The organism is Streptococcus sp. FSL R7-0212, assembly GCF_038007985.1.
In the GTDB taxonomy this organism is placed as follows: Bacteria; Bacillota; Bacilli; order Lactobacillales; family Streptococcaceae; genus Streptococcus; species Streptococcus parauberis.
In genome coordinates this window covers 646581-665242 of the sequence record NZ_JBBOYF010000001.1, presented here as the reverse complement: position 1 = coordinate 665242, position 18662 = coordinate 646581, and the positions used below count along the sequence as shown (strand labels likewise).

Here is an 18662-nt window from a genome sequence, read left to right as displayed (position 1 = left end):
TCCTTTTTTCTATTAATGAAACGCTTATATTTATATTATGTAATTATTGGTATTAATTATGGCTATAGTTTGGTTATAATAGATATCACAAAAATTTATTAAAGATAAGGTGTTTACGAACATTATCAATCTAATCTATTTTATAAAAATTGTTATTTGCAATTATAACTTAACCAAGGCCACTGCCAGGTGTCACAACTCACAACCTGCCCTTAGTAATTATATAAAAACAATTGAATTTGAGGAAGACATAACCCTTTTTTTTCGGAAAAAAGGTAGATTAGTTGGTTTAGCCAGTATTGGGGAAAGATTTTATGAAAATGCAAAACTAGTCATTTCATCTCACGAACAATTAACAGCTTTTTAAGGATTGCTTCTAAGAAATACAAAGAACAAACCACATTTGGTATATCTGAATTGATATCTGGTATTGTCTTTTCTGAACTAATTCCTTTATTAATCGAAAATATCCCAGATATTAAGTTTACCATAATTAAAGTCGGATCATATGAATTGCAGAAGAAATTAATTTTGAAAGAAGTTAATAAAGAGTACCAGAGTTTAAACTTTTTTGATAAATCACTTCATCAAGTTCAATGATTTTACTGTTCTCCTTTGGATGAGCAAAAGAGGCAAAGCAAATAGGAATCACCATGCATACCACAAAAAAAGCTGATAAAAGGTAAATTGAGAACTGACTCAGTTAGAGGAACAATATCTAGAACCAAATTTTTATAGGATTTTGCAACCCTATTTTTTAAGTAATTGGGAGTTGCATCATATAAAACGGCAGCTCCTCCCGACATCCCAAAGAATAGGGTTGAGACAAACAACCTTATTCCCCTAAAAACGAGCTTGTACAAGTAATTCCTTACCAAGAACAATAGCAACCATCATTTTCAAGCCCCAATGTAAAAATCCCAAAATAGAGCTCACAAGAACGGAGAAAATGATAATCTGTGTACTTGTAATCGGAACTTTCGCCAGTGCTTTAAGAAATAACTGGACAGATGGTGAGCTGGCAACAGCATTTCCTGTTACTAACAAAATAGTCATTTGCATTGCAAAAAATAAGAAACCCGAGAAATCATTTACCCAACCAAAGGTAATTCCACCCGCCTTCTTATCACTTATTAAAGGTGCTTTAGTCAATGCCATCATAACAACTAAAAAAGTTAATATTAAAGTTATGAGTCACTCAAGAAGTGAAAAGTTATCATGCTTTGTTATTTCAATGATTACTTAATAATAAAACCGTTCTCATATTTTTGAAAATTTCAGTATCTTATTCATTCTATACTTCATAGTTATGAAAATATATTCCTGTATTAAATAACGCCGATTGTAAAATTAAGCTAGACAAATAAAAAAGTCATTTGTGCTACACTCAAGATAGTTCCCGCAAAAGAATTATAAGGAGTGAAGACAAATGACCTATACCCATCTTACATCAAATGAACTTGCAATGATAGAGGCGTATTATAATAATCATCAATCTGTAGCTAAAACCGCAGTACTATTGAATAGATCTAGACAAACGATTCATAAAGTTTACCAATTTTTCAAAACAGGGCACAATGCTCTAGATTATTTCAATCAATACAAGAAGAATAAAACTCGCTGTGGCAGACGTCCTATTGTCTTATCAGATGAACAAACAGAATATATTCAAAAGAGGGTTGTTCAAGGTTGGACACCTGATGTGATTGTTGGCCGTGCAGAGTTTTCTATTTCTTGTTCTATGCGTACACTTTATCGTATGTTTAAACAAGGCGTATTTGAAGTGACTCACCTACCTATGAAAGGAAAACGTAAAGCCAACGGACACAAAGAAACTCGGGGAAAACAATCTTTTCGTCGATCACTTCGTGACAGAGGAAATGATTATTCTAAATTCAATCAAGAATTTGGCCACCTTGAAGGGGATACTATTGTGGGTAAAAAGCACAAAAGTGCTGTTATTACCCTCGTTGAGCGATTATCTAAAGTAATCATCACTCTTCAGCCAGAAGGCAGACGAGCTATAGATATTGAAAATCGTTTGAACCAATGGATGCAATCTGTACCTAAGCATCTATTCAAATCAATGACTTTTGATTGTGGAAAGGAATTTTCAAATTGGAAATCAATCAGTAATATAAATGATATTGATATCTATTTTGCAGATCCTGGTACACCATCACAAAGAGGGTTAAATGAAAACTCTAATGGTTTATTACGTAAAGATGGTTTACCAAAGCAAATGGATTTCAACGAAGTTGATGAATCTTTTATCCAATCTATTGCATCGAAAAGAAATAATATCCCTCGAAAATCATTAAACTATAAAACACCAATAGAAGTATTCTTGAGTCACATATGCAAAGAGGAATTGTCTAACTTAATTTGACAATTAATATAAACAAAAAAAGCACTAATTCTAAAATTAGTGCTTTTCAAATTATCTAAGATAATCTAAATCAAATAGTTAAATTATTTTTTTAGGTTATAGAATGATTTGATACCTTTGTATTGAGCAACTTCACCAAGTTGATCTTCGATACGAAGTAATTGGTTGTATTTAGCAATACGGTCAGTACGTGATAATGAACCAGTTTTGATTTGTCCAGCGTTAGTTGCAACTGCGATGTCAGCGATTGTTGAATCTTCAGTTTCACCTGAACGGTGAGATACAACTGCAGTGAATCCAGCTTCTTTAGCCATTTCAATAGCTTCAAAAGTTTCTGTCAAAGTACCGATTTGGTTAACTTTGATAAGGATTGAGTTAGCAGCTTCTTCTTTGATACCACGAGCTAAGTATTCAGTGTTTGTAACGAAGAAGTCGTCACCAACTAATTGAACACGTCCGCCTAGGCGTTCAGTAAGAGCTTTCCAACCATCCCAGTCATTTTCATCCATACCATCTTCGATAGTAATGATTGGGTATTTGTTAACTAATTCTTCAAGGTAATCAATTTGTTCTGCAGAAGTACGAACTGCTCCGCCTTCTCCTTCAAATTTAGCGTAGTCGTATACTTTACGTTCTTTATCATAGAATTCAGATGACGCACAGTCGAAACCAATCATGATTCCGTTTTCGCCAGCTTCATATCCAGCAGCTTCGATAGCTTTAAGGATAGTTTCTACACCATCTTCAGTGCCATCAAATTTAGGTGCGAATCCACCTTCGTCACCAACAGCTGTTTCAAGACCACGTTCTTTAAGGATTTTCTTAAGAGCATGGAATACTTCAGCACCCCAACGTAGAGCTTCTTTAAATGTTGTAGCACCTACAGGCATGATCATGAATTCTTGGAAAGCGATTGGAGCATCTGAGTGAGATCCACCATTGATGATGTTCATCATTGGAGTTGGAAGTACTTTAGTGTTAAATCCGCCAAGATAGTTGTAAAGAGGTACTTCAAGGTAGTCTGCAGCAGCACGAGCTACGGCAATAGAAACACCAAGAATAGCGTTAGCACCTAATTTACCTTTGTTAGGAGTTCCGTCAAGAGCGATCATAGCACGGTCGATAGCTTGTTGATCACGTACATCAAAACCGATGATAGCTTCAGCGATAATGTTGTTTACGTTGTCAACTGCTTTTTCAGTTCCTAATCCGTTATAACGAGATTTGTCACCGTCACGTAGTTCAACTGCTTCATGTTCACCAGTTGATGCTCCTGAAGGAACCATTCCACGTCCGAAAGCACCTGATTCAGTATAAACTTCTACTTCAAGTGTTGGGTTACCGCGTGAGTCTAAGACTTCGCGAGCGTAAACATCAGTAATAATTGACATTATAATACTCTCCTTATGAGTTTTAATTTTTTACATGTTAATAATACCACAAAGTACTAGTATTTTCAACTTAAAAACAGCCATTATGAAAATTTGTATTCGTTTTCATGCAAATGTTTTATAGTTTTCAATAATATTTCAAATCCTTACAAATACATGTTTTAATGGCTTTTTCTTTTAAAAATCAGTATAATGAACTTAAATGGATTAAGGAGGCTACTATGGAGTCATTAGATCATAAGATTTTAAAAGGTGCATTAGGTGAAAATAGACTTGATCCTGATCAACAACGCTACTATTTAGGCACTTATGCTGAACGTGTCTTATTAACTATCCCCTTGGTCGGCATTGAAGAAGAAATTGCTAAGAATGAATTTGAACGCTTATTGCCTTCTTATGTTAAAGACTATTCTCCTTTATCACTTAAATTATCAGCCGACTTAGATTCTGAATATCAAATGTTCTTTATGAAGTTAGCTAGCAAAAAGGGTATTCCTTCAACTATAATAGACGAAACCAGTGCTACCTCTCCTTTTGCGCTTGTTCTGCATACAGACCATGCAGTTAACCTGAATCAAACTTCAATTGCTGATAATCTACCAAAAGATGAAACACCTCCTAAAGAAAAAAAAGCTAGTTTTTGGGATAATATTTTCGGAAAATAAAAAAGAAGCTTCGGCTTCTTTTATTTGTGTTTTTGTTTAAAGGCTAGGTAGTAGGCAGTTTTGAAATTGCGAATGCTGACTAGTTTATATAGTTTGGTTTTAATGAATTTAGTATGATAGAAGGATTGGGGATAGGCCCCTTCTTTTTTTATTATCCAATAGATAGCAAATTCCCCAATATGAATTAACTCATCCTGACTAAAATTAGCTATTTCAAGAAAATTGTCAATATCTTCATTTTTGGTATTAGGTAAAAAAAATAAAGCATTTTTTCGAAAATAGTCTTCTTGCCACCATTCCGGTAGTGCTTCAAATTCTTTTTGATAGTCAGTTTGACTAATCAGTAAAAATGGAATATCAAAGGAATAGTTATTTTTAAAATAAGATTCTAACATTACTTGTAAAGCATCTTGGGATTCTAAACTTGAAAAGAAGAGATTACCACTATTAATATAGGAAGTAACATTGTCTAGTTCTAAGTTAGTTAAGTTCTCCTTTAGCTCTGCCATTTTTACAGAATGATTGCCACCGACATTTATCCCTCTTAATAAGAGTATAAAGTCCACTATATTATCACCATTTCATTGTCGTCAAAAGGCATCCCTGGATTCCAGCAAACTTCCCAAACATAGTTATCTGGGTCTGCAAAATAAGCGTGGAAACCGCCCCAAAAAACCTCTTGTGGCTCTTTTAAAATCCTTGCTCCTGCTTTTAAAGCAAGTTCAAAAATAGCATAAACTTCAGTTTTAGATGTGGTGTTATAGGCAAGTGTCATTCCATTGAATTGATTAGCTTCTAACGTAGGAAGACTATGGCCAAAATCCTCCGCGAGTAAATCAATTGGATAAAGTTCTAGCTTGGTTCCTGCATTATTAAAAAATATGACATTTGGAGAATCTGCAGTTTCTTTTGTTTCAAAACCTAGACCATCTCGATAAAAGGTGACACTTTTAGCCATATCTCTAACACCTAAACAAATAAGATTAATTCTATTCATCCTAACCTCTCTCCTTATTAATAATAGTTAAGGCTTCCATTAGATTAGGAACATCAATCTGATAGAGTGCTTGATTTTGAACAATAGGTTTAGCACAAAAAGCGATGCCTATCCCAGCAGCTTTTATCATAGGTAAATCGTTTGCCCCATCACCCATTGCGACAGTCTGGGATAAATTTAAGTTATTTTCTAATGCCCAATCTTGTAATTTCTGTAATTTCACCTCTTTTGTAACTATTGGACCTTCAAGTTCTCCTGTCAATTTACCATCTTTATTAGCGAGTTGATTGGCGTGGACATAATCGATACCCAATTCATCAGCTAAACGATCCACTGTTTCATGGAAACCACCAGAAACCAGACCAACTTTATACTGTTGATCATGTAATTGATTCACTAGTTCCTGCGCGCCACTATTGAAATGAATGGACTGATAAACTTTATCAAAAATTGATAAGGGTAGTCCTTCTAATAAAGCAACCCTCTCTTTCAAGGCTGCCTCAAAATCCAGATGACCATTCATTGCTAGTTCTGTAATTTGTGCTACCTCTTTTCCAAAACCAGCCTCTTGTGCTAATAAATCAATCACTTCTTCTTTAACTAGAGTTGAATCGACATCCATAACAAAGAGTCCTAAAATTTTTCCCATAATATCTTCCTTACTAGAATAGATTTTTAATATATTTTACTAGAAATTTTCATCTCCTGCAATAAAATAAAAAACTTGAGTGTACCACTCAAGTTTTTTTAGAATCGAATATATTCTCTTGTTTTTTCATATGATGAAACAAAACGACTTGTTACACCAGGTTCAACTGTTTCCAAAGCATATGATATTTCATCAAATGATCCTTGGTAGTCATACTCAACTTCAAATAAATGCATAGCAATTTCAAATGAATTTTGAACACCAGCTTCAAAGCTACGGTAACGATTTGAATATTGTAATAATTGTTCAGTTAACGTTGCATTTTGAACGACTTGATAACTATATTCTTCTAAGTTCGCAATAGAAGATTTAGCTATAGTGTTTAAGCGACCAACAGCTTCAATATTTATTTTACCTTTACTTAATTCATCCATTAGGGCTTCAAGTTGTGTACTTGTTGTGAAGAATGCAGTTAAATAATCTTGTGGGATACCTGGTAAATGACGTTTTTCCATAAAACGTTTGATCATATGTAATTGTGCTACATAAATATCAATATCTCTCCGAGCAGATTCTTCTGTCTTTTCAATGCCTTTAATTTCTTCAAAGACATCCAACTGACCAGACTCAACTGCTGAAAGTGTTTTAAGAGCTTTATCAAATATCACTTCTAATTCTGAAAAAGGTACTTCTTGAGAACCAAAACTTTGTGCATTGTCTAAAGTTGACTCTTCAAGTTTAGTAATATCTTTATCAAAACCTTTGACGGAAAGTGCTTGGTTTTCATTCAAAATGTACTTATGAGCAAGTCGTGATAATTCATTTTTAAGTTTGTCATTATTTTCTCGAACGTGTGCTATGTACTTAGGAATAATTTTACTGTCTCTAAGAGCATTTTTATGTGCAACAATTTCACGTTCAAATAATTGATACAATGCATCAACACGTTCTTGAATATGTTCGTTATCTTCTCGTGCACGATCTAAATCTAAAGTTACTAATTCATCAGCATTACTGCGAATTGCTTCACGAACTTCTTGGAAACGCGTTTCAATGTTGTTTTCAGGAAAATGATAGTTTTCTTCGAGTAAACGACGGTAACCAGATTCCAAATCATCCATTTGCTCAGGAAGGTCTTCTTCTAGTTTCGCTACAATTTCTGGAATCTGTTCTGTAATTTGGCCTAAAGCAATTGTATGCTCTTCAGCTTTATCCAAAACTTCAGAGGCTTCAACTGGGTCACCTGATGAATTAAGAGTCACAAATTGAGAAAATTCAGTTTCGATATTCTTCATTTGCTTATCAATTTCAGGTTTAGTACTTCCATATTTTCCTATATTACCATTAATAGATTCTTGTAATTGCTCATATAAATCTAAGGCATGCGTAACGCGAGCACTATTTTTTTCTTCTTGTTCTTTCAGAATGCCAAGTGCTTCACGAATTGAAGTAATATCTTCTTCAACTAAGTCCAATTGACTTTCTACATTAATTATCTCATGTTTAGCACGAATAAAATTGAAAGTATCATTTAGTTTTTCTGCCTCAAATAGATGATTTTCAATATCTGCAAATGAGTTCATTGTTAAATCAACCCATTTTTGATTCCATTCTCTAAAAGATGTTTGACTTTGTCCTATTAAATGTAGTGATTTTACTTCTTCAATTTCTTCGTTAATAGGTAAACCAAAAAGTTTTAGTTTTCTTTCTTCTAAATTTTTAATAAACGAATCATTTCTTTTACGAATAATTACGCCAACTAGGTAAGCAATAATCACTAATAAGACTATCGCTACAATCAGCAAGATAATTCCGCTTGACATCCTATTCTCCTTAATATGTTTTGCGATTGAAGATAGCCATTTTAAAATACCATCAAACGCCCTTTATTAAATTTTATATTAAATACATTATAACGTTACGATTATAACATACTTTAAAGCGCTTTTCAAAGTAAAATTGACTAAATATCAAGCGTACTATAGACCGCATTTTCCTCAATGAACTCACGTCTTGGCTCAACACGATCACCCATTAACATGTCGAATACTTTATCAGCTTCTGCAGCATCATCAACTGTTACACGAGCCATTAAGCGGTGTTCCGGATCCATGGTAGTTTCCCATAATTGGTGATCGTCCATTTCTCCAAGACCTTTATAACGCTGTACAGTTGGTCTTGAACGACCTACACTATATTTTTCAAGAGAAGCTTTTAAAAGTTCCTCTTGGTTAGTACTAGGCTGAATATACTCTTTAATTTCGCTACCAACCTTCACACCATAAATTGGTGGTTGTGCGATATAAACAAAACCGGCTTCAAGGACTGGTCTCATAAAGCGATAGATCAAAGTTAACAAAAGTGTACGGATATGAGCACCATCGACATCGGCATCAGTCATAATAACTAACTTGTGATATCTTGCTTTAGCTACATCAAATTCTGCACCAAAACCAGTTCCCATCGCTGTAAATAAACTGCGGATTTCCTCATTAGCAAGAATTTTATCCATTGTTGCTTTTTCCACGTTTAAGATTTTACCACGAATTGGTAAAATTGCCTGAAATTCACGGTTACGACCAGATTTTGCTGAACCTCCAGCAGAATCTCCTTCGACGATAAATAGTTCGTTTTGACTGGCATTATTTGATGAACAGTCAGCTAGCTTACCTGGTAAATTAGAGATTTCTAAACCAGATTTCTTTCGCGTTACTTCACGTGCACGTTTTGCAGCAATTCTAGCTTTCGAAGCTAAAATTCCTTTTTCTACGATTTTACGGGCAACTTGTGGATTCTCAAGTAAGAATCGTTGTAAGGCATCACTAAATAATCGATTAGTAATTTTAACAACTTCTGAGTTACCTAATTTTGTTTTAGTTTGTCCTTCAAATTGAGGATTAGGGTGTTTGACAGAGATAACAGCAGTCAATCCTTCACGAACATCCTCACCAGTTAAGTTATCTTCATTTTCTTTGAGAATCTTATTCTTTTTAGCATAATCATTAATAACACGTGTTAGGGCAGTTCTAAAACCTTGTTCATGGGTTCCACCTTCATGTGTATGAATATTGTTGGCAAAACTCATTACATTTTCATGATAGCCTGTTGTATATTGCATCGCAACTTCGACAGCAATGCCATCCATCTCTCCATCAGTAAAGATAGGATGTTCGATAATAACATCTTTTTTCTCATTTAAAAATTCAACATAGCTAGCGATACCACCTTCATAATGGTAATCTTTGACTTGTTCAATTCCATTACGTTTATCGGCAATTGAGATTCGTAATCCACGGTTTAAAAATGCTAATTCTTGGACACGCTTAGCAAGCTTTTCAAAATCAAATTCAACTGTTTCTGTAAAAATTTCTGGGTCCGGAGTAAAGTGAACTGTTGTTCCTGTTAAATCCGTTTCTCCAATAATTTTCAAATCATCATAAACGATTCCACGTTTAAACTCTTGATAATGAATGCTACCATTTTTGAAGACACGAACATCTAACTGAGATGATAAAGCATTAACAACTGATGATCCAACACCATGGAGCCCACCTGAAACCTTATAACCGCCACCGCCAAACTTACCTCCAGCATGTAAAACAGTAAATACAGTTTCAACAGCAGGACGACCTGTCTTAGCTTGGATATCGACTGGAATACCACGCCCATCATCGACAACTGTTATTGAGTTGTCTTCTTCAATGTATACTTCAATATGACTAGCAAACCCTGCCAAGGCCTCATCAATTGAGTTATCGACAATTTCCCAAACCAAGTGATGAAGTCCTTCTTTAGATGTTGAACCAATATACATCCCAGGACGCATCCGAACGGCTTCTAATCCTTCTAAGACTTGAATCTGACTAGCATCATATTCTTGAGCTTTATCATTTGACTGTTTAATATCTTCAACCATTTAATTAACTATCTCCAAAAGGGACTGATTTTCTTGAACAAGTAAAGTACTAAGACCCGCAGCTTGTCCTGCCTGTTTATCGATTTCCCTGTCACCGATAACTAAGGCATTTGTTATTTCGTATTTATTTTTTAAGTAATAAATAGATTCTGGATCTGGTTTTCTTTTAAAACCATTTTCAGATGTCACAACTTCAGTAAAATACTGTAAAAGATTAGCATGAGCTAAAAGGTAAACCACCTGTTTATCACGATGAGAGACTAAAAAATTCCGTCCTCCATCTGCTACAACATTTTTTAGTAACTCTTCTGCTCCACTTTTCCAAGCAGGCTTGGCCAATGCTTGCGCTTCATTTAATTTATAAAAATGCAAAAATCGTGGCTCATAAGGAGCAAATGTAGCGATGGCTGTCGCTGTCGATTCTTTCAATTTTGAAAAAACAGCATCATGACTGGCGGAAAGATTAAATTGTTCTAAAGTTTTTAGGAATGCAGTAGTCGAAGTCTCATAATTATCAAGGAGAGTTCCACCTAAATCCCAAATATAATCCTTATAATTCATACCCTTTATTATAACATATTTTGCTGTATTTTTATAGTATATGACGCAAAAATAAAGGAGCTTGTTCACATGACAAGCCCCAGCTTTTAATCATATTTTAGTGAACGACGAAGTTCAGCTTGACTTTGCTTTTCCAGACCGAGTTCATGTTGGAAATTCATTGAAAGAATTATGCCAACACCAATGAGATTTGAGATCAATGATGACCCACCTTGTGAAATAAATGGGAGAGGAATCCCAGTCAATGGTAAAATACCGACAGCCGCTCCAACATTTTCAAAAATGTGGAATAAAATCATCATGATAAAACCAGTTGAAATATAAGTATAAAATAAATTATTTGAAGCCAAAGTAAGTCGCAACATTCTATAAATCAGTAACAAATAAAGAATAAGTAGGACGGCTGATCCAAGAAAACCAAAATTTTCAGAAATAACTGTAAAAATCATATCACTTTCTCTTACTGGAACCGGCAAATCAATATGATTAAATCCTTTTCCGAAAAAGCCACCACTACCAATTGAAATCATACTTTGTGTTTGCTGATAAGCAATTGTCTCAGAAAAATCAAATGGCGTTAACCAAGCCGATATACGATTGATTTGGTAAGTATCCATCCCTATTTTGAGCAGAAATTCTTTTCCCTGTGGAAGGAAAAATATCATGAAAAAAGCTAATCCTGCAAATAGAAAGAGACCAAGTAAAGGTAAAATAAACCACCAACTAATTCCAGAGACTAATACTACCCCAGCTAATATAGCTATAAAGACCATTGCGGTACCTAAATCTTTTTGCAAAGCTAACAAAATCATTACTGGTATGGTAATTAAGACATAAGATAGAATTAATTTCCAATCATCAGAAAACTGATTTCTTTCCTTCTTTCCTTTAAACCAAACAGTGAATCTTGCTAAAGCTAAAATATAAGAGATTTTCATAAATTCTGAGGGTTGAAATAAAGTAACTGATCCAATTGTTACCCAGTTTTTAGCACCTGTCGCCGCGACTAGCTGAGGACTGTAAAAGACTAATGGTAGTACCATAAGTCCAAGCCCCAACAAATACAAAAAAGGCGTCAATTTCCATAATAAACTACGACTAAAAAACATTAAAATAAATGCAAATAATGAGCCAAAACCAATCCATAGGACTTGTTGCATCATTACTTTGGTCACATTATGAGGATAATCATGGAAAGTGGCCACGTAAACTGAAAAGAGGCCAATGATGATTAGACAAAATACTGGCCATACAATGCCATAATCAATTTTGTTATCTAATTTGCTTCGTTTTCCAAACATCTTACACCTGCTTTCTCAATACAATTAAATGAAAAAAGGACCAATAAGATGGTCTCTTTTGATGACCCCTACTGGAATCGAACCAGTAACTACTCCTTAGGAGGGAGTTGTTATATCCATTGAACTAAGGGGTCATAAGGTATAATTACCTTATCTATTTTAGCCTACAAATTTGGGAATTGCAAGGACTAGTCTTTAGTCTTTTTGACTTACTCTGTACTTTTCCATTTTTGCTCGGAATAGTTGCCCATTGGTTGGTGGCGTTATAGTGATCGCATTGGCACCAGCTTCAATTACCTCAAGAATAGTTTCCTCGCTTGGTCCACCAGTCGCCATAATTGGAAAGTCTGGGAACTCTTCTCTAATTTTCCGTACAATAGTTGGAGTATTTACACCTCCACTAACATTCAATATGTCAACGCCCGCTTCAATTCGACTTTTAATATCAGTCTCTTCTGAAACAACAGTATAGATAATTGGAATATCAATAATTTCTTCGATGTGACTTATCGTGTCGACCTTAGTTGGTGCATTAACAACTACAGCATAAGCACCCTCTGATTCTGAGAATAAACTCATATTTGCAGAACGGTAGCCCGTTGTTAAGCCACCACCAACTCCCGCAAAAACCGGAACAGAAGAAACCAACATAATACTTTTTAGAATTGTTGGAGTAGGTGTAAAAGGATACACAGCTAAAATTGCATCTGCATTATGGTTGGCAATGACCGAAACATCTGTGCTAAACAAAACTGATCGAATCCTTCTGCCATAAATATATATACCGGAACATTGACGGATGATATCTGGCATACGTACAATCTCTTTTCTTAAGTCAGACATGACATTAGGTGCATTTTCTTTTGAAATCTTCATCTTTATCCTCAAATTGTTTGTTTTGTTATTCTATTTTATCATAGTGTCATTATTTAATACCTTAAAAACAAAACAATTAGTTTTCTTTTTAAAAGATTCCCCACTACAACCTCACTCTATTATTTTCAATCTTAAGCAGATACATCTACTTGACTATTTCTATATCAAAAATCTCGCAGTGACTTTGAAGTCTGTTATCTTCATCAGTATTGCTTATGTTTTATTCGAAAATTTCAGGCTGGCTCAGTATCCTTAATTGAACTCGGGCTGAAATCTCGGAAAAAAAAACACACTTGAAATCAAGTGTGTTTTAGTTGAACTCGCTCTTCCCTTGCTTTCCCTTTTTCAAGCTCAGGCAGAATTTGTTCACTGGACTAATTCTGTCTCAAAAACCTCACAATGTCTTTGAGTCTATTGACACAAAAAAGACTCCACTGTGGGAGTCCTCAAATCCTGTATTTGAATAAATCCTACAATCTTGGCAAAAAAGATAGTTTTTCCTAGAAAGTAAACTTTCTTCGTCAAAACTCCTATTTTTGCTGTGATTGCTTAACGACCTTTTCATCATAATGAACTGAACCCGGGCTGAAATCTCGGAAAATAGAAAAACTGCCTTGTGACTATGTCACAGCGGCAGTTTCCTAATTTTCTGTCGATTTCTAGACGCCCTTGGTATCTTGAATTAACGACGGATTTCTTTGATACGTGCTGCTTTACCTTGTAATGCACGTAAGTAGTAAAGTTTAGCACGACGGACTTTACCGTAACGAACTACTTCAATTTTATCAACACGTGGAGTGTGGATTGGGAAAGTACGTTCTACACCGATACCGCCAGAAATTTTACGAACTGTGTACATTTCTGAGATCCCTTGACCTTTACGTGCAATAACTACACCTTCAAAGATCTGGATACGTTCGCGAGTTCCTTCGACAACTTTCGCGTGAACGCGAACAGTGTCACCAGCGCGGAATGTAGGGATGTCAGTACGAAGTTGACTTTCAGTCAAGCTTTGGATTAATGGATTCATTTTATATTCTCCTATCTTACCAATCTTAAGTACTTGTCTCAGCGGATTAGCTTATTTATATGTGTCCATTACACACAAAGAGTATTTTATCATATTCAAGAGAACTTGTAAAGAAACTTCACAGTCTATTTTATTAAAAAAATTTAATCAAAAATTGCTTTAAATTTGAAATTTATTTTTTACCTCTAAGAGTTCCTGATTGGCATAAATACTATGTTTCTGATTAAGTAAGGTAGCAATCAATACAACAATCAGAAAAGAAATCATATTTTCTGATCCAAAGACTTCATATCCAATAAAAACAGAAGCTAAGTAGGTATTTGTCGCACTGGCAAATACTGCAGAATAGCCAAGTGCTGCTACCAAGAAAACTGGTAAGCCAAATAATGGCGCTATAAGGGCACCCAGACTAGCTCCAATAGAAAAGAGTGGAGTCACTTCTCCCCCTTGGTAGCCTGCTGCAATGGTAAGAACTGTTAACATTATTTTTAAGAACCAATCATAGGAATAAATCGTCTCACCAGAAAAAGACATATTTATTAAGTTTGTACCTAGTCCACTATAGCGACCTGAATGTAAAACGAAAACAAGAACTGTCACAACTATACCTAAAACTAGAACTTTTTGATATGGGTTAGATAACTTCTCTGAGAAAAATGTCTTTGCTTTCCCTAAAGTATAAGCAAAAAGATTACCCGCTAGACCAAAGATTAATCCTAGTAATACCAATTTACCAATCATTATCGGACTAAGAGCTACTGTCTCCTTAATGATAAAAGAGAATTTTTCCAGTCCTAGAGCATGAGAGATCGTAGAGGCTGTATAAGCAGCGACAGCTACAGGGATAAATAATGCAAAGAAGGCAAAATGTGTCATTGCTAAGACTTCAAATGCAAAGAAGATAGCTGCTAATGGGGTTTGAAATAAACCCGCAAAACCGGCTGCCATACCAATTGCCAAGAATATGCGCGAGCTATTCTCCACTTTTAACCAAGAATGGCAATAATGGGAAACCGTCGCTCCTAATTGAACAGCTACACCTTCACGGCCAGCGCTACCTCCAAAGAGGTGGGTCATCCAGGTCGAGAACATAATCAGTGGAATCAAAACTAAAGGTATTTCTTTTTCTTTTCCCTGGCTGACAAGGAAAATTAAACTCATCCCCTTGCTAGCCTTACCTCCAAATTTATGGTAGAGAAAAACCGTTAAGAGTCCAGCTCCAGCTAAAAACGGTAGCAAGATGGTTAGATGCTCAGTCCTAAAATCCGAGACTAACAAAAGTACAGAACCAAAAACGAAGTCTAAAGCACCAACCACTAAACCAATCCCTAAAGCTAAGACCACTAAGATTAAGCTATCCTTAATAGAGAGAAGCTTAGCTTTCAGCATCTTTGCCTCCCTTAATTGCGCCTTCCTGATAATTCCTAGAGGCTGCCATAATAGCTGCAAAGGTCGCAATCACAGCTTCCTTATAGTCCTGATTTTTCACTTGATTACCAATTTCTTTTAGGATGAATTGCTCGCGCGATGCATCCAAAACTGGCAACTGATGCTTACGCTTATAAGTAGTGACGTGTTGGACCAAGTCCATCCGCTTTTCAATTAATTTAAGCAGGTCTGCATTGACCAAATCAATTTCTTTTCTTATTTCTTCTAATTCCATTGTGTCCTTCTAACTTACTTCTGCTCAAGAAAAAAGGTTAGTGACTTAACACCTTAAAAACAAATTCGTTCATAAAGCAATTAGGCTACTAACATTTGATTATCTGGTTATTGCAATAAACTTTCTGCTGACTTGGAAATTGCTTCCGCAAATGCTTCCAGATTGGCAATGTCTTCATCTTCTGCTGCCAAGTCAACTTTAACTGATTCAGCACCTTTAATGGCTCCCGTTAGAGCAAATTGTTCTTCAAATTCATCTACTGACTTACAGAAGTAATCATAGAAAGTATCCCCTGATCCAACCACCCCATAGATACGATCTGATAAGTCTAAATCCTGTAAATCTTCGTAGAAATCGACAATTTCATCTGGTAAGTCACCATCACCATAAGTATATGTCGCAACAATCGCTATTTCGGCATCTTCAAAATCTGAAGCCTCAACTGATGTGCACTCGTCAACTTCAACATCGTGTCCGAGTTCGGTTAACTTATTTGCAACTATATCAGCAATTTCTTCAGTATTGCCTGTCATACTAGCATAAACGATTTTTACTATGGCCATATTTTCCTCCAAAAAATAACTAAACTTCATTTATTTTAACATATTTAATGGATAAAATCACTATGATATTAGAGATAGTATTGATAGGAAAATTTTAATCGTTCCAGTAGTTCCTTCTTTTCAGAGGGACTCGCAAATGAAGCTTCAATAGCGTCACAATTATGACGATAAAAATCAGCGACACTAGTCCCAAAATAATAGTTATATAATTGATACTCTTTCGTTAAATTAGTATCTGAGACAGTTCGGTTATCAGTATTAATACTCAGTTTGACACCTGCTTGCTTCATCATAAGATAGGGAAAATCAGCAATTGTTGGAGCTGCTTTAGTTTGAAGGTTACTTGTTAAACATAGCTCCGCGGTCACCCCTTCTTGTCTCAAACGTCTTAAAAGGTCTGGATTTTTTGAGACTGCAGTAACATGCCCAAGACGCTTTATGCCAAGATCAATAGCTTGTGAAATATAATTAGCACAGCCACATTCCCCTGCATGGAGGGTAAAAGGTAGTCCTAATTTTTGTGTCTCCTCAATAATTGTGCTTAAGTACTCTGGAGGAAAATCAAGCTCATTTCCCGCAAAATCAAATCCAACTAATCCTTTTTCAGCCCATCGGATAACTTTCTTAAAAATCTCTTCTGTTAAAGTAAGCGATGATTGTCGCATACCACAAACAATAATTTTGGTGACTATCCCAAAATCTCTGGTTGCATTATTTGCCCCCTTTAAGACAGCTTCCATTATTTCTACTAAAGTTAACCCCTGATCCATTGAAAGTTCTGGTGCAAAACGGATTTCCATATAAATAACACCTTCCTGAGCTGCCGACTTGGCTAAGTCATAGCTTGCAAGCTGAAGAGCCTCTTTTGACTGTAAGAGTGGTCTAATAAAGTCAAAGGTCTTTAAATAATCCATTAAGGAAGTAGCTGATTTAGGTGCTTTAATAAGCTGTTTTAAATCGTCATCGTCATCTGGAATTTCTATCTTGGCAAGTTTTAATAATTTCTTAATCGTTCCAAACGGAATGGAGCCATCCAAGTGGCAATGTAGCTCTGTTTTTGCAAGTTTTTCAAAATCTATTTCTTCCATTCTTATTTTACTCCTTTGCAGCTTTTTAATATGATAACAAATGTATTAAATAAATCAAGGCATTTTTCCTAAAGATTTTATACCTAAATATTTTATTAAGGTTAATTATTAGACTGAAATCAAATAGTATAAACAAAAAATGTTAAATGTTTTTACATTAGAAAATCAAATAATCAATAAATAACTTGTACCAAACTAAACTTTTGTGATTCAACTTTTTATTTGTTATGATAATCCTAATTAGTAGCAATAGAGAGGACAAGCCTATGACAACTTATCAATTACCAAAAATATGGAAAAATACCCATAAGATTCCAGGTTCAAATCAAGAGACAGCTGGAAGTCGTTTCGAACAAAAACTACCTCGAGGAGAAAATCCATATCAATTATTTACCTTAGGAACACCTAATGGGATTAAACCAATTATCATGTTTGAAGAATTAAAAGAGCTTGATATAACTGATGCTCCTTATGATGCTTTCAAAATCAATTTAGGTAAGCAAGAACAGTTCGGTAGTGATTTCACTGAAATCAACCCCAATTCAAAAATTCCTGCTTTATTAGACTTGTCTGATTCTGAAACCATCAATATTTTTGAATCTGCAAATATTCTTCTTTACTTAGCAGAAAAACATGATGCTTTGATTAGCCAAAATCATGCGACCAGAACACAAGAATTAAATTGGCTATTTTGGCAGACCGGTGCTGCTCCTTTTGTCGGTGGTGGCTTTGGTCACTTCTTCCATTATGCACCTGAAAAATTAGAATACCCAATCGATCGTTACACCATGGAAACAAAACGTCAATTTGATTTATTAGATAAAGAATTAGCCAAGAGACCATATATTGCTGGTGATGACTACAGTATTGCAGACATTGCTATCTGGTCTTGGTATGGACAATTAGCACAAGATCAACTTTATGACAATGCTGCAGAATTTCTTGACCTAAAATCTTATAAATATCTCAACCAATGGACAGATAAAATAGCTCAAAGGCCAGCAGTAAAACGAGCTTTAGAAGTAACCTTAAAAGAAATAAACTAAGCAAATTGACCTATAGTAAATCTATAGGTTTTTTGGCACTTATGGTATACTATTAAAAAGACTTTTAGAGAAGGCTAGGTGTGATGATGAATTGGAGTATTAAGGCATTTGATCAATTGACCAGAGATGAATTATTTATTATTTTAAAAGAGCGGGTTGCAGTCTTTGTTGTGGAACAAGCCTGTGCTTATCCTGAAATTGATGAATTGGACCAAAAATCAATACACATTTTCAAACAAGACAGTTCGGGTCAATTATTAGCATACTGTCGCATTATACCAACCGAAAAAATGATGAAACTGGGCCGAGTTCTGACAACTCAAACAGTTCGTGGTAAAGGCTTAGGGCAAGAACTAGTTGCCACCGCACTTAGCTATTGCCAAGAAAATTATCCTCAATTACCAGTCTATGCACAAGCTCAAGCTCATTTGCAAGACTTTTATGGACAATTTGGTTTTAATGCTACTTCTGAGGTCTACTTAGAAGACGACATTCCCCATATTGATATGATGAAAGAAAAAGATTAA

At 35.1% G+C, this 18662-nt stretch carries 19 protein-coding genes, 1 tRNA gene and 1 pseudogene; 5 read left to right on the top strand and 16 right to left on the bottom strand.

The genetic code is table 11. From position 1 onward, the window contains the following. The first annotated feature begins 109 nt into the window (after positions 1–109). Positions 110–367: a LysR family transcriptional regulator gene (locus tag MKY69_RS03550; RefSeq protein ID WP_196755765.1), complete on the top strand. Its 258-nt coding sequence runs from the start codon at positions 110–112 to the stop codon at positions 365–367. A 183-nt stretch (positions 368–550) separates the two neighbouring features. Here the strand turns inward: MKY69_RS03550 and MKY69_RS03545 are convergent. Next, positions 551–1191: pseudogene (locus tag MKY69_RS03545) on the bottom strand (TIGR00366 family protein); the annotation flags it as partial. Between the two features lie 238 nt (positions 1192–1429). Between MKY69_RS03545 and MKY69_RS03540 the strand changes: the two are divergent. Beyond that, the gene (locus tag MKY69_RS03540; protein ID WP_002360751.1) at positions 1430–2389 is read left to right on the top strand and encodes an IS30-like element IS1062 family transposase; all 960 of its coding nucleotides are present in this window, start codon (positions 1430–1432) and stop codon (positions 2387–2389) included. An 83-nt stretch (positions 2390–2472) separates the two neighbouring features. On the opposite strand, the gene eno is transcribed toward MKY69_RS03540, so the two are convergent. Next, entirely contained in the window at positions 2473–3780 is a 1308-nt protein-coding gene (gene eno, locus MKY69_RS03535; protein ID WP_003104921.1) for a surface-displayed alpha-enolase, read from the bottom strand. Between the two features lie 221 nt (positions 3781–4001). On the opposite strand from eno, the gene MKY69_RS03530 reads away from it, so the two are divergent. Then, positions 4002–4445, top strand: a complete 444-nt coding sequence (locus MKY69_RS03530) for a YueI family protein (RefSeq protein WP_003106454.1) — start codon at positions 4002–4004, stop codon at positions 4443–4445. Between the two features lie 20 nt (positions 4446–4465). Here MKY69_RS03530 and MKY69_RS03525 read toward each other — a convergent pair whose 3' ends face one another. The 14 genes from MKY69_RS03525 to add all read right to left on the bottom strand — a co-directional run bounded on the left by MKY69_RS03525 (position 4466) and on the right by add (position 17089). Further along, entirely contained in the window at positions 4466–5011 is a 546-nt protein-coding gene (locus MKY69_RS03525) for a DUF1697 domain-containing protein (protein ID WP_003102762.1), read from the bottom strand. Then, on the bottom strand, positions 5011–5442 hold the full coding sequence (locus tag MKY69_RS03520; protein ID WP_004234339.1) for a VOC family protein: 432 nt from the start codon (positions 5440–5442) through the stop codon (positions 5011–5013). The genes MKY69_RS03525 and MKY69_RS03520 overlap by 1 nt, the downstream gene beginning before the upstream one ends. A 1-nt stretch (position 5443) precedes the next feature. Then, positions 5444–6091 (bottom strand): phosphoserine phosphatase SerB, encoded by a 648-nt coding sequence (serB, locus tag MKY69_RS03515; protein WP_003104464.1) that lies wholly within the window; start codon positions 6089–6091, stop codon positions 5444–5446. A 98-nt stretch (positions 6092–6189) separates the two neighbouring features. Then, positions 6190–7914 carry a septation ring formation regulator EzrA gene (ezrA, locus tag MKY69_RS03510; RefSeq protein WP_340790971.1) on the bottom strand — a complete coding sequence of 575 codons (1725 nt, stop codon included), beginning with the start codon at positions 7912–7914 and terminating at the stop codon, positions 6190–6192. A gap of 140 nt (positions 7915–8054) precedes the next feature. Continuing rightward, positions 8055–10007 carry a DNA topoisomerase (ATP-hydrolyzing) subunit B gene (gene gyrB, locus MKY69_RS03505; protein ID WP_003106448.1) on the bottom strand — a complete coding sequence of 651 codons (1953 nt, stop codon included), beginning with the start codon at positions 10005–10007 and terminating at the stop codon, positions 8055–8057. After that, positions 10008–10568: an HAD-IA family hydrolase gene (locus MKY69_RS03500; protein WP_003104906.1), complete on the bottom strand. Its 561-nt coding sequence runs from the start codon at positions 10566–10568 to the stop codon at positions 10008–10010. A gap of 86 nt (positions 10569–10654) precedes the next feature. Continuing rightward, positions 10655–11869, bottom strand: coding sequence for an FtsW/RodA/SpoVE family cell cycle protein (locus MKY69_RS03495; RefSeq protein ID WP_004234345.1), 1215 nt, complete (start codon positions 11867–11869; stop codon positions 10655–10657). A gap of 62 nt (positions 11870–11931) precedes the next feature. Beyond that, positions 11932–12003: transfer RNA gene (locus MKY69_RS03490), tRNA-Arg, on the bottom strand. 61 nt (positions 12004–12064) lie between these two features. Next, on the bottom strand, positions 12065–12745 hold the full coding sequence (locus tag MKY69_RS03485; RefSeq protein ID WP_003106447.1) for a hypothetical protein: 681 nt from the start codon (positions 12743–12745) through the stop codon (positions 12065–12067). A 682-nt stretch (positions 12746–13427) separates the two neighbouring features. After that, positions 13428–13775 carry a 50S ribosomal protein L19 gene (gene rplS, locus MKY69_RS03480; RefSeq protein WP_003102436.1) on the bottom strand — a complete coding sequence of 116 codons (348 nt, stop codon included), beginning with the start codon at positions 13773–13775 and terminating at the stop codon, positions 13428–13430. 159 nt (positions 13776–13934) lie between these two features. Further along, positions 13935–15164: a chloride channel protein gene (locus tag MKY69_RS03475; RefSeq protein ID WP_003106446.1), complete on the bottom strand. Its 1230-nt coding sequence runs from the start codon at positions 15162–15164 to the stop codon at positions 13935–13937. Continuing rightward, positions 15151–15438, bottom strand: coding sequence for a chorismate mutase (locus MKY69_RS03470; RefSeq protein ID WP_340790969.1), 288 nt, complete (start codon positions 15436–15438; stop codon positions 15151–15153). Before MKY69_RS03470 ends, MKY69_RS03475 begins: the two co-directional genes overlap by 14 nt. Before the next feature lie 107 nt (positions 15439–15545). Beyond that, positions 15546–16001: a flavodoxin gene (locus tag MKY69_RS03465; RefSeq protein ID WP_003102675.1), complete on the bottom strand. Its 456-nt coding sequence runs from the start codon at positions 15999–16001 to the stop codon at positions 15546–15548. Positions 16002–16069: 68 nt separating this feature from the next. Then, positions 16070–17089: an adenosine deaminase gene (add, locus tag MKY69_RS03460; protein ID WP_004234474.1), complete on the bottom strand. Its 1020-nt coding sequence runs from the start codon at positions 17087–17089 to the stop codon at positions 16070–16072. 266 nt (positions 17090–17355) lie between these two features. Here add and yghU point away from each other — a divergent pair, with 266 nt between their 5' ends. Further along, positions 17356–18135: a glutathione-dependent disulfide-bond oxidoreductase gene (yghU, locus tag MKY69_RS03455; protein WP_340790968.1), complete on the top strand. Its 780-nt coding sequence runs from the start codon at positions 17356–17358 to the stop codon at positions 18133–18135. Between the two features lie 86 nt (positions 18136–18221). Continuing rightward, positions 18222–18662 (top strand): GNAT family N-acetyltransferase, encoded by a 441-nt coding sequence (locus tag MKY69_RS03450; RefSeq protein WP_003103861.1) that lies wholly within the window; start codon positions 18222–18224, stop codon positions 18660–18662.